We start from the raw sequence: 15131 nt of genomic DNA on the forward strand, positions 1-15131 counted from the left end.
AAGGGAAGAAAAGTATTAATATCACGCATAAGAACGCCGGTTTTTTAGATGTGTTTGCTCGCACGAACATCATCCATCAAATCGGCGTTCTTGTTTCTGTCTTTCCCGTGATTCCGTGAAGAACCTTATTTTAGCCGTTGTCGTGATGGAAGTTTTGAAGACAGCCTGAAGCTGTCATATTTTTTATCATGGGTTTAGTGATTCTGGTGGTGTAATTTCGGTGTCGCGGTTGTCGTCGGGTTATGCTGGTGGTTATACCCTGAAAGATGAAGCTCAAGTACCGGTTGTATTGGATTATGCGAGTAAGAAGTGTACTGCGATCATGGGCGACGGAACGGTTACAGGGCACGTTTTATAGTGAGGGTAAAGCGGGTTTTATTATTTTTCCGGAATCTCTTGCGTTCAGCTGAGAGTGGAGGACCTAGAGTGTCAAGAGTCTGGAGTCAGCGGCGCGGAAAAATATAAAATAATATTTCTGGGTGAAGATATGATTGTTTTGAAAATGTTCTTCCTGTTTTTTTTTCCTGCATTACTGTTTTCTGCATCTATAGGGGTGAATCTTTACATTGTTTATCGTGACCTGGTCAAAGTTCTGGATAATTTTAAAGGGAGTGTTGTTGTAAGTTCTTATGGTGATATGTGGGGGCGCGGCTCGCTCTATGCGAGGTGCACATTGGTTTCCATTGTCGCTGGTGGCTTGGTGTTTCCTCGTAAGCATCTTCGTAATGGTACGCTTGATCGTCAAGAGTTTGCTCGTCTATCTGGCGCTATCAAATTTCGTATGCGGTTGTATATTGGACTTTTAGTGAGTGCGTTTTTTTGTTTTTTTCTGACGGCAATCGTATTGGCGATTTTGAAAGAAACTAAATGCTGTTAGATTTAATGTTTAATGGCTGGATCTGAGCGGTGAAGGTTTTTTATTGGTGCGGGAACGTTATTAAGGACATTTGCGGAGTGTGTTATGGATGTTTTTTATCGGGATTATTTGGCTGGAACGGATCATCTGATTGACGATGAAGCTCTGCATCAGGCTCTTCAGTCACTAGAGGGCGCTGCCCTTAAGTTTTCTACGGATGTGATAAGTGATGCGAAACAACGCGATAACTACAATCGCAATGTAAAAAGGGTCAGGGGCGAGGTGCTAGCTCAAGTGAAGGCCGGTGAAGTTTCGGTAAAAGACGCAGCGGAGTTTTGCTATGAAGCGCGTAATAAGATTATGGCGGAAGTGAGAGCAAAAACATCCGTGCACGGGCTGGCGGTTGCGGAGGATCGAAAAAAAGTTCCAGCCAGTCTCGAAAAATTATTGGATGAAAAGTCCATTAAAGAATTTGGTGAAAAGTTTGCAGAGCTTGATGATAAGCGAAAAAAAGCAATGTACTACGAAATCGTGGAGTCCTCGGCCAGACCAGCCGCTAAATTCAACACGCTGAATAAGGTACTGAAGGTTTCGGGCAAGGTTTTGATTGTCGTTACGATCGCTTATGCAACGTATGAAATTGTAAATGCTGATAATAAACCTAAAGAGGCATTTAAGCAGGGTGCTGTTATTAGTGGTGGGATCATTGGAGCTTTTCTTGGAAGTGCGGCCGTAATCCCGTTGTGTGGTCCAGGCGCACCGATTTGTACTGTCGGGTTAATGTTGGGCGCCGGCGTTGCAGCAGGGTGGGCGGCCTTAGAAGCCACGGAGTACTTTGATGAAGAAATAGAGGAATTCACTAAATGGGGCGTGAACTAATTGATTGGATTGAACGAATTCCCGTTCGCCCAATAACACTCTTTATATAAGGACCGTCATGAACGACACCCTGCACCGTACGGACACCCTCAACCCGCGTAAAGACGTGATCGGGGGGAAGCAGAAACAGCATTGGGTCGAATTCCAGCTGCTGGACGAGCAGGGCGATCCCTTGGCGAACATGCCGTATCGCGCGGTGAACGACGCCACGCGCGCGGCGTGTGCCCCAGAGTGCGCAGGTCAAAGCGATGCCCAAGGCGTAATCCGCATCGACGGCCTGCACCCGATACCCATCACGTTGCTGATGACTGCTGATCCCCTGGCAGAGCAATTGCAAACCCGTCGTCTGCGCGCGCAGCGGTCTGAGCCGCCCCGACCTGTAATCGGTGACCGTTCTCCGCTGTATGGTCCGCAGCGTTCGGGATTCTCTCCGATAGAGAAGCAGGCGCTTGCGGCAGGCCATGTCTATCATTACCTGCGCATCGGCCAACTGTGCGACCAATTACCAACCTTTGACCCGCCTGTCATAGACCCGAAGCGCCCCCCAGCCTTTCACTTCCCGGATCAGACATACAGCGGTTTCACTGTTGATTACGAAGCACTGAATCGCCGTCACGTACTGGAAGTATGTCCCCTCCGTGCATGGTCGTTGGTGCTGCATCACCAACCTGAATACAGCATGGCCAACGCCTATAACCTTGGACTGATGGCCAACCTGTCCTACAGCGTCGCCGCCCAGAACATGTTGAAGCAGCGTCCGGACTCCGACCCCAGTACGGTGTCAGGCTCGGTGGAGGAGTTCTTTTTCCGTCAGTGCCTGGACTTGTCGCGTACGCCGGAGATGATCGACCCCAAAGGGACACGTCTGCCGGCACTGGTGGTGGACGTACCTTTTGACCAGCGTTACACCACGGCGGTCATGCTTGATTCGCTGACGGCCGAAGTACCGCCGGATGAGCCGGACATCCCATGGCACATCATCGAAAACACCCAACTGTTCTATTTCATCAACCAGACTCAGGTGGTGGTGGCGTGGCGTGGAACTCAGGAACCCATGGATTGGGTGACCGATGTGATGTACCGCCCGATGCCGGCCGATGGCAGTGGCTGCGACGTGAAGTCATCGTGTACGCCCCTGACTGATGTCGGCAGCGCGCATTACGGTTTCTTGCAGTCGTTTGAGGTGGCTAAGAAGCTGTTTCCAAAAGATTTTGATGACATTCAGGAAGCTTTGGAGGGTAGGAAGTTATTTATTTGCGGCCATAGCTTGGGCGGTGCCCTGGCACTGATCCACTCCGCAGAGCTGAAAGATCTCAATCCGCTGCTCTATACCTACGGCATGCCTCGCACCTTCACGGCCAAGGCACTGGAACGTCTGAAATCAGTGATGCACTTCCGCCATGTCAACGATGCGGACACCATCACCAGCGTACCGCCTGAGGCGGAGCTGGATAACTGGCTATATAGCGCCTTTGGCCCGCTAGGTCCCAGCCTCGGATATATCTGGTCCGTGGGTGAACTGGCGGCCGGAAAGCTGATCCGCTTTGGTGATCCCTACTGGCATCATGGGCAGATTGCGATGTTCTACCGGGCTGATCAGCATGTGGAATCCCGGGGCTCCAACTATCCTGCCTATCGCAGCAAAGAAGGCTTGGGCGCGCCCTACCACACCACCATTCTTACGCGTTTGCCGCACCGCACGCGTATCTATCTGGTACCCAGCCTGAACGATGAGTTCAGCCGTTTCGCCAGTGAGGATCAGAAGACCCTGATCCGGTCATTGAACCGGGAAAGCCTGGTGCGTTTCTTTCCATCACATACCAACCCCGAGCGTAGTACTTCGCGCAGCAGCCCGTGGGATCACTCGATGATCCAGGCTTACCTGCCCTTCTTGCACAACCAGTTGCTGGAGTTGAGCGACCCCGAGCGGCCGTTGCAGCGCAAGGAGGATCGGGCGAAGTTCGAGGAGCAGCTGTATAGGCAGGGCATCCCCGAAGAGGAAAAACATCGTAATGAGCAGTTTCTCGCCTTGCAGAAATTGTTACCCATGGCATTGCACACGACCCGAGAGCTGGAAGGTGGCACTGAAGCCCTGCAGCGTTTTTGCCGCGAGCGCGAATTCGGCGTGATGATCGAGATCACCCAGGCCTGAAGCAGTGTTCTGATACGCCGAAGCCAGTCAAGCGCTTCAGTTATAGGGAAAGAAGTTAAATCATGAATATTCTGATCCATCACGAAGGGACAAAAGTATGAATGCTTCCCTAAGCCGCATGAGCGGCGTTCTGTTGCTGCTATTCAGCCTCAGTGGCTGTGCCCAGAACAGGACCCTGTCGCCGCCACCGGGCGGCGAGCAGGTCAGCGTGACGATAAAGGTCCCCGAGAACCTTGCAGCAGAACCTATGCGAGTGATGTACCGCTCAGAAAAGTGCCCGATCAAGCGATCCGGGCCGGACTGGACCAGTTATGAAGAAGATGGCTATCTCTCCACCACGGTACAACCGCAACGGCAGGGGCAGAGCGACGTGTACGAAGCGAAGCTGCCCATCAATGGCGGTGGCAGGTGCCAGTGGCAACTGAGTAATGTGACCTTTGGTGTCACCTACGCCAACACAACACACTTTGGGGAGAACGTTAAAGCGGGCCCTGGGGGTGGGGTGATCGTAATGTTCGATCAGCATCTGCCACAACGACGTTCTGCGTTTGAGCCGATTATAAAGGTCAGTGGCGACGCCCTGATTAGCAAGGATTATTACCCCTGGGTTAGCGAACGATTCATTGGAGGGCATAAAAAACTCGCTTGGCTAGTCGGTGAGGGTGAAATGTATTCGTACTATCGCGCCCCAACTGCTCGAAAGGTGACGTTCGAGCCCTCGCTGCATGCCAGCTACGTTGTTTATTCTTTAGGTTCGAAGGTGCATAAAGTGGGCGTCTACCCCGAGCTCACCTACCCCGATGGCAGTGTTACAGCGACTGGCAGCAAGCCAAGCTTCAAGAAGCTGCAAACCATTCGCCTGGCTGCGGAGAAGGCTCGATGAATCGCATGCCTCCTTCTATTCAGACCTTACCATCAACTCTTAATGTTTTATCCCTAATGTCGATTGGTGTGAGGATTATTTTATAAAGGCTAGTCATGTATTTGCATTGGAGTTGCGATGTTTTATTTGGCATTAATTGCGGGCGCTGCCCGGTCTCGCTTTAAAAATATTTCGAGAGTTAGTCTAGGGGTGGTTGCGTGAAGCGTTTAAAATTCGGGATTTTAGGATTTATTGTCGGACTGCAATCGGGCTGTGCAGCAGTAGGTGCGGTAGTTATGAATGGTCCGACTTGCCCCTACCAGGGAGTTCACCTGGATGTTCACGCAGCAACTGACTGGAGTATGATTAAGGGGACCTACGGTTTAGTTATTCCCTTGGCTATCATTGACTTACCTTTTTCTTTTGTTTTTGACACGCTTACCCTTGGATCGGCTTTAGATGCTGATAATGGGGCGCTGCATTGTCCGCGAAACTATACGTAGCGCTTAGGCGCTGGAAAGTTAAAGGTAGTGCATTTTTGGGATAGAGTTATTTTTATTGGTCGAGACCATCCCTATAACGAATGGTCTGATCGTTTTTATGGAAGCCTATCTTTCAATGGGCGAGTTTTGGAATATTTTAATATGCCCCAAGGTTTTGTTTTATTGGGTGATAAAACCACCCACGGCGGAGAAGTCATATCGGCCTCATCCACGACTATCGTTCATGGCAAGCGAGTGGCATTGGTTGGCGACGAGGTTCGTTGTCCGCTGCCGGGGCATGGCGTAAACCGGATTGTCGATGGCTGCCCGGACTGGTCTGAGGATGATCGGGCGATGGTGGTCAACGGCTGCCGATGTGAGTGCGGTTGCCAGGTGATCTCCAGCGCCCCTGATTGCGGGCTGGGTTAACCATGGGCTGGGATCGTCATCCACCCGAAGTAGTGGAAGCTCCAGAGCCCCCTGTGCTGGGCCGTTGGGTATTGGCGGCAGTCGTGGCGGTGCTCGCCTGCGTGCTGCTGTTTTTGTTGCATGCCTCCGAACGTATGCCGCTACTGCATACGTTCAATATCTGGGTATTTTCCGGCTCGCCGTTGCTGGTCTGGTTACTGACGTTTGGTACTCGTGCCCATGCCTATGGAGGAGCACTGAGCCGTTACCAGTTTCTTGAGGAGGAGGCGCAAGGTGCACAACAGTCCTGGCAGGGCTGGGCGCAGCGCTACCTGGCAGTGTCTGCCAGTTGTGTGCTGTTGCCGGATCAGGTGTCTGCCAGCGTACTGACTCAAACTCCCTCTGGCTTGCCTCCCCGTACAGGGCAGGCACGGCGTATTGCGGCCTTGCCTGTACAGGCGGAGCGCGCGCAGACCGGATTGCAACTGTTGATCCTGGGACTGGCGCCGGCACTGCAAGCGTTGCCGACGGGCCAGGAGCTGCGGGTCACCCTACTGAGCGATGTCGATCCCGGGCAATACGATGCCTTGCGTGATGCCTTGCAGCAGACGTGGTCCACCACAGTTAGCCAACCTCTACCAGCGATGATCACTCTGGCTGGCGAATTGTCATACCGGTGGATCGATGAAACGTTGAAGACTGCGAGCGCAGCCATCGAGTTGATTCTGGTGCTACAGGTACACGGTGAGGAAGCGTACTCCGACGGGCTTGCAACCTTGCTTTTATGCCCGGACAGCCTGGCACTCGCCTTGAAGCTACCTGTGACGGCTGGCTTGTTACGGCCAATGCCGTTGGACATCGACGCGCTGGACAGCGAGTTTCCGCTGTTCCTGCAAACTCAGACAAGTGCTTGTCAGGCGACCGGCTTGTTGGCCGACTACGCGGATTGGCTGCCACTGACCGGCAAAATGCTTGCTGTCGCAGGTGGTCATGACGCGTCGCTCAAGGTGGAGTCGCAGTGGATTCAGGAGAGCCTGTGTGGAGTGTCGGGGCCGCTCGGTCACTGGCTGGTGACTGCGCTTGGAGTGGAAATGGTCCGGCATCAGCGCAAGCCTTTGTTGGTCTTGGCCCAAGAAGAATCGCGGCACTGGATTAGCACTGTTACCACGGGAGAGTTGGCATGAAAGCTTGGAGTAATTCATGGCGTCGCGCGGGCGCAGCAGTGTGGATCATTACACTTGTAACCGCGCTGGGCTGGGTGATCTGGAAATACGGTGATCGGATAGGGTTAGTCGAGAATCACCATAAGCTGTTCGCTTTTTTACTGATCATCACCATCGCGATGGTGGGCAGTTTGGTACCACGGCTGTTGGCGCATCTCAAACGCCAAAACCACCAAGAGCAGGGTCGCACGGATAAGGTCTATGCCCCAACAGACGCACAGATGGTTTTGCCTCGCCAACCAGTTGTTGATCTCTCAGCGCTGCGTGACCACCTGCGCGAACGCTACGGCCTCTTCTGGCGCCGCCAAGTTCGCCTCCTATTGGTCGTCGGCGAACCCGAGCAAATCGACGCCATCGCCCCGACCCTAACCGAACAATGCTGGCTGGAAGGCCAAGGCACCGTCCTATTGTGGGGCGGTAGTACCCATGAGCCGCTGGATCAGTCATTCCCTCAGCAATGGGCTGGCCTGAGCCGCTGGCGTGCGCTCGACGGCGTGGTCTGGGCACTGAACAAAACCCAGGCTGCCGATGATGCCGCGATGGGCGCGGGCGTTCGCCAATTACAGAGTCTGGCCCGCAGCCTGAGCTGGCAGTTGCCGTTGTACCTGTGGCAGGTCTGCGACAGTGAGTGGCCCCAGGACACCCGCAAGGCACGGCCGGTAGGCTGCTTGTTGCCGGCCCGCTTTGATGCGCAGGCGTTGCAAGGTCGTTTGAATAGTTTGCTGGAGCCTTTGCGTCGCGAAGGCCTGGCGCAGATCAACAATATGATGGGCCATGACTTTCTGCTGCGCCTGTCCCGGGATTTACAGGGCGAGGGCATTGCGCGTTGGCGTCACACGCTGGCACCGCTGGCGGGTGAGTTTGCCCGTGGCGTGCCGTTGCGCGGGTTGTGGTTCAGCCTGCCGGTACCGCGCACGAAGCAAGTGGAACATATCTGGTCGGCAGCCCCGGTATGGCGTGGCGTACTTGATGATAAAACCACCAGCGGCAGTCGACTGGGCTGGAGCGTTCCACGCGTCAGTTATGCACTGGTACTGGTGCTGGCTGCGTTGTGGGGGGCAGGCTTGTTGCTGTCGTTTGTCAGTAACCGTGTGCAGATTGCCCACGTGCAAACTTCGTTGGCGGCGTTGCAACAGCCGGGAAACAGCGACGAGCAACTGAGCGCGTTCAACGATCTGGTGCGCGAGCTGGCACGTCTGGATTACCGCGCCAAACACGGCATGCCCTGGTACCAGCGCTTTGGCCTGAATCAAAATCAAGCCCTGCTCGATGCCCTGTGGCCACGTTATGTCGACGCCAACAACCGCTTGATACGTGGCCCGGCAGCGGCCAATTTGCAGCGCCAGCTCAACGCCTTGATCAGTCTGCCCCCGGGCAGCGAGCAACGGGCTGAGCGGGCCCAGGGCGCCTACGAGCAATTGAAGGCGTACCTGATGATGGCGCGCCCGCAAAAAGCTGACGCGACCTTCCTGACCAAAGCCTTGACCAACGCCGAGCCATCACGCGCCGGGATATCTCCGGGCCTCTGGCAAGGCCTGTCGCCCACCCTGTGGCGGTTCTATGGCGAGCACCTGGCAGCGCATCCGGACTGGGCCATCAAGGCTGACCCGACGCTGGTGGCACTGTCCCGACAAGTGCTGCTCGGCCAATTGGGCCAGCGCAATGCCGAAACCACCCTGTACCAGCAGGTCCTCGACCTGGCAGCTAACCAATATCCTGAGTTGGGTGTGCAAGGCATGGTCGGTGAAACCGACGCCCTGGCGTTGTTCTACACCGAATCCAGCGTGCCGGGGGTGTTCACCCGCCAGGCCTGGGAAGGCCAGGTACGCCAGGCCATTGACGATATCGCCGAGGCGCGCCGCGAGGAAATCGATTGGGTACTCAGCGACAACCAGACCGACATCGCCACCGAACTGACCCCAAGTGTGCTCAAGGAACGCCTCACTGAGCGCTACTTTCAGGACTACGCCAACGCCTGGCTGGATTTTCTCAACAGTTTGCGCTGGCATCAGGCCAACAGCCTGCCTGATGTGATCGACCAGTTGACCCTGATGACCGATGTGCGTCAGTCGCCGCTCATTGCCCTGATGAACACCTTGGCCTATCAAGGGCAGGCCGGCACTCGCAGCCAGGCGCTGGCCGACTCGCTGATCAAGTCCGCACAAAAGCTGATCGACCAGGACAAGGTGCCAGTGATCGACCAGCAAACCCAGATGCCACGCAGCCCGCTGGATGCCACTTTTGGGCCGTTGCTGACGCTGCTGGGCAAAGCCCCCGAGGGCAAGGCCGATAACGACCGGTTGAGCCTGCAAGCGTTCCTCACCCGGGTCACGCGGGTGCGTTTGAAACTGCAGCAAGTAAGCAATGCACCCGACCCGCAGGAAATGACTCAGGCTCTGGCGCAGACGGTTTTTCAGGGCAAGAGCGTGGACCTGACTGACACCCAGTCTTACGGTAGCCTGATTGCTGCCAGCCTGGGCGCGGAGTGGAGTGGGGTCGGCCATACGCTCTTTGTGCAGCCGTTGGATCAAGCCTGGCAGCGGGTTTTGCAACCCTCTGCGGCTGGGCTCAACAATCAGTGGCAGCGGGCAATTGTTACGGACTGGCAAGGCGCCTTCGCCGGCCGCTACCCGTTTGCTGACACCGCCAGTGACTCCTCGCTGCCGATGCTGGGGCAGATGATCCGCGCCGACTCCGGGCGCATCGAGCAGTTTTTGCAGCGCCAACTGAGCGGTGTGCTACGAAAGGAAGGCAGCCGTTGGGTAGCCGACCCTCGTCATAGTCAGGGCTTGCGCTTCAACCCGCAGTTCCTGGCGGCGATCAACCAGCTCAGTCACTTGGCTGACGTGATCTACACCGACGGCGGCATGGGCCTGAGCTTTGAGCTGCAAGGCAAACCGGTGCGCGATGTGGTGCAAACCACCTTTATTCTCAACGGTGTGCAACATCAGTACTTCAACCAGAAAGAGCTCTGGCAACGTTTCAGTTGGCCGGGACGTGGTGACCATCCGGGCGCCAGCCTGAGTTGGACCAGCATCCATACCGGCGAGCGTTTGTTCGGTGACTACCAGGGCACTTGGGGCCTGATTCGCTTGCTGGAAAAAGCGCGAATAACCCCCTTGGACGACGGCGATAGCCGCTACCGCTTGGTCCTCAAGGCCCCCGATGGCCTGAATCTCACCTGGAACCTGCGCACCGAGCTGGGCGCGGGTCCGTTGGCCTTGCTCAACTTTCGCAACTTCACGCTGCCGTCGCAGATTTTTCTCAACGAAGGTGCCGCAGAAGTGCCCTATGCGCAAAACGGGAGTTTTGAATGAGCCTGCGCACCCTGATCACACACTGCTTGGGTGAGCGCGATGCCTTGGCCCTCGGCCGCGACCAGGCCGAACGCTGGCAGCCGTGGCTTCTGCCCATCAGTGCGGACTCACCCGTAGGCGAAGATCCAGGCTATGACGATGACTTCCAGCGCATGCGCGAAGAGGTCAACAAACTGTCCGGGGCGGATGCCGAGCGGGTGGTTCAACTGGCCGAGAAGCTGCTTACTCACACCAGCAAGGACCTGCGGGTGGGGACTTATTACCTGTGGGCGCGTTTGCAAAAGGACGGTGAGGCCGGGTTAGCTGACGGGCTGACCTTGTTGGCCGCGCTAGTGGAGCGTTATGCCGCCCAAGTTCTGCCGACGCGGCCCAACAGCCGCAAGATGGCGTTGGAATGGTTGGCCAGCAGTAAGGTGCTGGACAGCCTGTCGCTATACCCCGAGGTGGTGCGCAGCGAGGCCGAGCGCACGGTCGCGGCCCTGGCCTGGCTGGAGCGCGGGCTTGAGGCGTGGCCGCAGGACCAGCGTCCGGCCCTTGGGGCGCTGTACGGCGCATTATCCGCCCGGTTGACCCAGTCCGGTGGGGTGGATGCACTGGTGCCGCAGCACAGTGTCAGTCATGAGTCGAACGTGCAGACGGCGGCGCCGACCGCCACGGCCATCAAGTCCGGGCGCGACCTGCTGGACAACGGTCGGGCGTTGGCGGGGTATTTGCGCGAACAGCCCCAGGGCTGGCTGGCGGCCCATCGACTGATGAAGAGTTTGCGTTGGGACACGGTACACCAGGCACCGCCTGAGGAAGCCAGCGGTAATACGCGTCTGGCGTCACCTCGTGGCGATTATCGGGCACAACTCAAACGCCTGTACCTGCAACAGAGTTGGGCTGAATTGCTCGATCAGGTCGAGCGGGTGTACGCCGAGGGGGTGAATCATTTCTGGCTGGATCTGCAGTGGTACCTGTACCAGGCGCTGAGTAAACAACCGGCGCCACAAGACAGCTGGGCCGATATCGTCAAGCGTGATCTGGGGATGTTTCTCGAACGTCTGCCGGGCTTGGAACTGTTGCACTGGAACGACGGTACGCCCTTCGCCGATGAGACTACCCGCGACTGGATCACCCAACACGTCAGTGGTAATCGTGCCCAGCAATGGCTACCGGCACCGAAGGCGGTACTGACCACGGGAGACGCTGACATCCTGGCGCTGGAGGGCGAAGCCCTGGTCCAGGCCGACAACGACGGCGTGGAAGTGGCGCTCGCCTGGTTGGCATCCCGGCCTGGAATACAAACCGGGCGTCAGCGCTGGCTGCTGCGCCTGCTGATGGCGCGGGTAGCCGAGCAATATGGCAAAAGCGATCTGGCCCTGCACCTGCTGGGGGAGTTGGACGCTACCGCGCAGCACCACGCCCTGGCGGTGTGGGAACCAGAGCTGAACTTTGAGGTTAAGGCTCGCCTGCTCAAGCTGTTGCGCATGAAAGCACAGCGCAACGATGCGGACAAACCCACCCTGGCCCGGCGTACCGAGGCGCTATTGGCAGGACTAGTAGCGATTGACCCGGTACGCGCTGCAGTGCTTTGCGGTTAACCCTTATTCATCTGGAATCTTTCTGTGAGCTTGGACAATTTAACACTGCGCTACTTCGATGCCGAGATGCGTTACTTGCGCGAAGCCGGCAAGGAGTTCGCCGAAGCGTTCCCGGATCGGGCGGCTCAGCTCAACCTGGATAAACCGGGCGCGCAAGACCCGTATGTGGAGCGTCTGTTCGAGGGCTTTGCCTTCTTGATGGGGCGCCTGCGCGAGAAGCTCGACGATGACTTGCCGGAGCTGACCGAGGGTCTGGTCAGCCTGCTGTGGCCGCATTACCTGCGCACCATCCCTTCATTGTCGGTCGTCGAGTTGGTGCCTGAGCTGGCGCAGATGAAACGCAGCGAGGCCATCGCCACGGGTTTTGAGATCCTCTCCCAACCCATCGGCCCGCAACGCACACGCTGCCGTTACACCACCACCCAGGACCTAATGTTGCAACCGTTGGCCCTGGAGTCGGTACGACTGGCTTACGAGCCAGACGGTCGTTCTCTGCTGCGCCTGCGTTTTGCCTGCGGGGCGTTGAGCGACTGGAGCCAGATCGACCTCAGTCGCCTGCCGCTGTACCTGAATGCCGACGCACCGCTGGCCAGTGCTTTGCACCAGGCACTGACCCTGAACACGCAGGCGTTGTACGTACGCTTGTCGGGGCAGGAGCGCCAGGCGCTGGACGGTCATTTTGCGCCCAAGGGGTTCGCCGATGAAGATCGCCTGTGGCCCAAGGGCGATAGCGCGTTCAGCGGTTATCAGTTGCTGCTGGAGTACTTCACCTTTCGTGAAAAATTCATGTTTGTGACCCTTTGTGGTCTGGAACAACTGAACCTCACCGTCGGTACACCCTGGTTCGAATTGGATGTGGTGCTGCGCGAGGCATGGCCGCACGAATTTAGTGTGAGCAGCGAACACATTCGCCTACATGCCGTGCCGGTCATCAACTTGTTCCCGCTGGAGGCCGACCCGCTGACCCTGGCGCCGTTGCAAACCGACTACCTGTTGCGGCCTATGCGCTTGCAGGACGGCCACACAGAAATTTATTCGGTCGACCAGGTGACCTCCTCAAAAAACGCGGTGCGCCAGGACTATGTCCCGTTCACCAGCTTTCGCCACAAGGGCGGCATGCTGCGCGACGAGGCTCCTGAGCGTTATTTCCATACACGGTTGAAGCGTTCGGCCAACGGCTTGCACGACACCTGGCTGATCCTGGGCGGTGACGGCTTCGACAAGGATCGGTTGCAGGGCAGCGAAAGCCTTTCCCTGCGCTTGACCGGCACCAATGGGCTATTACCGCGCAAGGCCCTGCAAAGCACCTTGCTCGACACCCTGGTGCAATCGACTCAGACCGGCCTGCGGGTGCACAACCTGTGTGCGCCGAGTTTGCCGCAGTACCCACCGAACCGCGACCGCTTTCATTGGCGCGTGCTCAGCCATCTGGGTTCGAACTTCCTGCCGATGCTCGACAGCGCCGAGGTGCTGCGCGGCACCCTGGCGTTGTACGACTGGACCGGCAGCGAGCTGAATCGCCGGCGCCTGGAGGCGATTGTCGACGTTCGCCATCATCTGGTACAGCGTTTTGAGAAAGGTTTTCTGCTACGCGGGGTGGATATCGAAATCACCCTGGATGCCAATGGCTTTTCAGGGGAAGGCGACATCAGCCTGTTTGGCGAGATGCTCCATCGCTTCTTTGGCCTGTATGCCGACATTCATTTGTTCAACCAGCTCACGCTGATCCTGCAACCTACCGGAAAGTGCCTGCGATGGAACGAGAACCACAGTCAGCGTATTCCCGGCTGAAAGCCGCTGGTTTACTGCAAGCGCTGGACGGGCGGGTCGCTGAGGCCAGCCTCTACCGTTTCTGTCAGTTGCTGGAACAGGCGTTGCCCAATCACCCGCCCTTGGGTAGCACCGCGCACCCGGCGGATGACCCTGTGCGCTTTCGGCCGGACCCTGGTATGGGTTTTCCTGCGGGAGAACTGAAGGCCATCGAAACCGACGAGGACCATCCCGAACGTCCGGCGACGGTACGCACCCGTCTGCTGGGCCTGTACGGCGTCGACTCACCGATGCCGACGAGCTTCCTGGACGACATCGCCCAGCGCCGCGAAGGCCATGAGGCGCTGGAGGCGTTCCTGGATATTTTTAACCACCGGATATTTACCCAGTTCTATCGCATCTGGCGTAAGTACTCCTACCCTGCGACGTTTGAGGCGGGCGGCAGCGATGCGACGTCGCAATGCCTGCTGGGGCTGATCGGCCTGGGGATTCCTGGCACCGCCCAGCAGATCGCCACGCCGATCTCGCGCTTCCTGGCGCTGCTCAGCGTGATGCGCCTGCCGACGCGCAACGCCGAAGGCATCAGCGCGCTGGTCAAGTTGTTGGCCCCCAACACCCAGCCCCGGGTGACGCCGCACTGGCCACAAAAAGTAGCCCTGGCGCAGCCGGCCAGCCTGTCGAAGCGTCACCCGGTGAGTTTGTCCCAGGGCACGCCGTTGGGCAGCGTCGGCTTTGATGCCAACAGTCAGTTGCACCTGGCGCTGTTCACCGAGGACCTGATTGAGGCGCGTGGCTGGTTGCCGGGCAGCCAGCTGCATAACGACTTGCTGGTGTTGCTGCGGGTCTACCTGGGCTGGCGTTGCACCGCAAAATTGCAGCTGTCGCTGCCGATACACAGCCTGCCCAAACCGGTGCTGGGCGGCGCGCCCGTGCTGCTGGGCATGACCGGCGTCCTGGGCCTGGGCAGCGAGGCCTGGCAGATCGGCGAACACGACACCATCACCATCAACCTGGGCCGATACCAAGGCCTGCACAGCACCCCCCAGTACAGAGAGGCACAGCATGTCGCGTACCGTTTTTAATCTATTGAAGGTGGCGCTGCTCGGTGCGTTATTGAGTGGGTGCGGGCTGACCCAGACCGTAACCGACGGCACCGCGTCCATGGCCAAGGCCATTTTCTACAAACAGGTAAAAGTCCTGCACCTGGATTTTACCGGCCGGGCAGCGATGAACACCGACGTGACGGACATGAGTGGTTTATCGGTGCCTACCGTGGTGCGGGTGTATCAGTTGCGCGACAACAAAGTCGTGGGCAAGACGACCTACGACAGCGTGCTGAGCGATGCTGACAACCTGCTGCGCGCTGACCTGTTGGACCAACGAGCGGTGGTGGTTAAACCCGCAGAGGGCGCACAGCTGGATGTGCCCATGCACAAAGACGCCCAGTTCGTGACCGTGGTGGCGTTGTTTCGCACCCCCGATACGCAGATGAACACCTGGCGCCTGACGCTGACCCGCGATGACCTGGACCCGGACCGGGCGCGGGTGATCGAACTGGGCAACAACCGCCTGACCCTGCAACCCCTGGAAAAGGACTAA

The 15131-nt window shown here is 57.5% G+C and carries 12 protein-coding genes; all 12 read left to right on the forward strand.

Going from position 1 to position 15131, the window contains the following annotated elements; translation table 11 throughout:
* The first annotated feature begins 487 nt into the window (after positions 1-487).
* The 12 genes from AACY52_RS26960 to tssJ all read left to right on the forward strand — a co-directional run bounded on the left by AACY52_RS26960 (position 488) and on the right by tssJ (position 15131).
* On the forward strand, positions 488-877 hold the full coding sequence (locus tag AACY52_RS26960) for a hypothetical protein (protein ID WP_339418694.1): 390 nt from the start codon (positions 488-490) through the stop codon (positions 875-877).
* An 84-nt stretch (positions 878-961) separates the two neighbouring features.
* Positions 962-1735, forward strand: coding sequence for a hypothetical protein (locus tag AACY52_RS26965; protein ID WP_339560991.1), 774 nt, complete (start codon positions 962-964; stop codon positions 1733-1735).
* A gap of 58 nt (positions 1736-1793) precedes the next feature.
* Complete coding sequence (locus AACY52_RS26970; protein ID WP_339418696.1) at positions 1794-3887, forward strand: lipase family protein; 2094 nt, start codon at positions 1794-1796, stop codon at positions 3885-3887.
* 97 nt (positions 3888-3984) lie between these two features.
* The gene (locus AACY52_RS26975; RefSeq protein WP_339418697.1) at positions 3985-4770 is read left to right on the forward strand and encodes a hypothetical protein; all 786 of its coding nucleotides are present in this window, start codon (positions 3985-3987) and stop codon (positions 4768-4770) included.
* Between the two features lie 197 nt (positions 4771-4967).
* The gene (locus AACY52_RS26980) at positions 4968-5252 is read left to right on the forward strand and encodes a YceK/YidQ family lipoprotein (RefSeq protein WP_339438405.1); all 285 of its coding nucleotides are present in this window, start codon (positions 4968-4970) and stop codon (positions 5250-5252) included.
* 27 nt (positions 5253-5279) lie between these two features.
* Positions 5280-5660 (forward strand): PAAR domain-containing protein, encoded by a 381-nt coding sequence (locus AACY52_RS26985; protein WP_339418698.1) that lies wholly within the window; start codon positions 5280-5282, stop codon positions 5658-5660.
* Between the two features lie 2 nt (positions 5661-5662).
* The gene (locus AACY52_RS26990) at positions 5663-6823 is read left to right on the forward strand and encodes a hypothetical protein (RefSeq protein WP_339418699.1); all 1161 of its coding nucleotides are present in this window, start codon (positions 5663-5665) and stop codon (positions 6821-6823) included.
* Positions 6824-7083: 260 nt separating this feature from the next.
* Positions 7084-10179 carry an ImcF-related family protein gene (locus AACY52_RS26995; protein WP_339560994.1) on the forward strand — a complete coding sequence of 1032 codons (3096 nt, stop codon included), beginning with the start codon at positions 7084-7086 and terminating at the stop codon, positions 10177-10179.
* Positions 10176-11762 (forward strand): type VI secretion system protein TssA, encoded by a 1587-nt coding sequence (gene tssA, locus AACY52_RS27000; RefSeq protein ID WP_339427949.1) that lies wholly within the window; start codon positions 10176-10178, stop codon positions 11760-11762. The genes AACY52_RS26995 and tssA overlap by 4 nt, the downstream gene beginning before the upstream one ends.
* A 24-nt stretch (positions 11763-11786) precedes the next feature.
* Complete coding sequence (gene tssF, locus AACY52_RS27005) at positions 11787-13553, forward strand: type VI secretion system baseplate subunit TssF (RefSeq protein WP_339418701.1); 1767 nt, start codon at positions 11787-11789, stop codon at positions 13551-13553.
* Positions 13517-14614 carry a type VI secretion system baseplate subunit TssG gene (tssG, locus tag AACY52_RS27010; protein WP_339493468.1) on the forward strand — a complete coding sequence of 366 codons (1098 nt, stop codon included), beginning with the start codon at positions 13517-13519 and terminating at the stop codon, positions 14612-14614. The genes tssF and tssG overlap by 37 nt, the downstream gene beginning before the upstream one ends.
* Positions 14595-15131, forward strand: a complete 537-nt coding sequence (gene tssJ, locus AACY52_RS27015; RefSeq protein ID WP_339418704.1) for a type VI secretion system lipoprotein TssJ — start codon at positions 14595-14597, stop codon at positions 15129-15131. The genes tssG and tssJ overlap by 20 nt, the downstream gene beginning before the upstream one ends.

The sequence above is a fragment of the Pseudomonas sp. EA_65y_Pfl1_P113 genome (assembly GCF_963970525.1).
In the GTDB taxonomy this organism is placed as follows: domain Bacteria; phylum Pseudomonadota; class Gammaproteobacteria; order Pseudomonadales; family Pseudomonadaceae; genus Aquipseudomonas; species Aquipseudomonas tritici.

Excerpts from the sequence above, each read along its gene's own strand:
- AACY52_RS26960 (WP_339418694.1), top strand. The coding sequence starts at position 488 with ATGATTGTTTTGAAAATGTTCTTCCTGTTTTTTTTTCCTGCATTACTG.
- AACY52_RS26965 (WP_339560991.1), top strand. The coding sequence starts at position 962 with ATGGATGTTTTTTATCGGGATTATTTGGCTGGAACGGATCATCTGATT.
- AACY52_RS26970 (WP_339418696.1), top strand. The coding sequence starts at position 1,794 with ATGAACGACACCCTGCACCGTACGGACACCCTCAACCCGCGTAAAGAC.
- AACY52_RS26975 (WP_339418697.1), top strand. The coding sequence starts at position 3,985 with ATGAATGCTTCCCTAAGCCGCATGAGCGGCGTTCTGTTGCTGCTATTC.
- AACY52_RS26990 (WP_339418699.1), top strand. The coding sequence starts at position 5,663 with ATGGGCTGGGATCGTCATCCACCCGAAGTAGTGGAAGCTCCAGAGCCC.
- AACY52_RS26995 (WP_339560994.1), top strand. The coding sequence starts at position 7,084 with ATGGTTTTGCCTCGCCAACCAGTTGTTGATCTCTCAGCGCTGCGTGAC.
- tssA (WP_339427949.1), top strand. The coding sequence starts at position 10,176 with ATGAGCCTGCGCACCCTGATCACACACTGCTTGGGTGAGCGCGATGCC.
- tssG (WP_339493468.1), top strand. The coding sequence starts at position 13,517 with ATGGAACGAGAACCACAGTCAGCGTATTCCCGGCTGAAAGCCGCTGGT.
- tssJ (WP_339418704.1), top strand. The coding sequence starts at position 14,595 with ATGTCGCGTACCGTTTTTAATCTATTGAAGGTGGCGCTGCTCGGTGCG.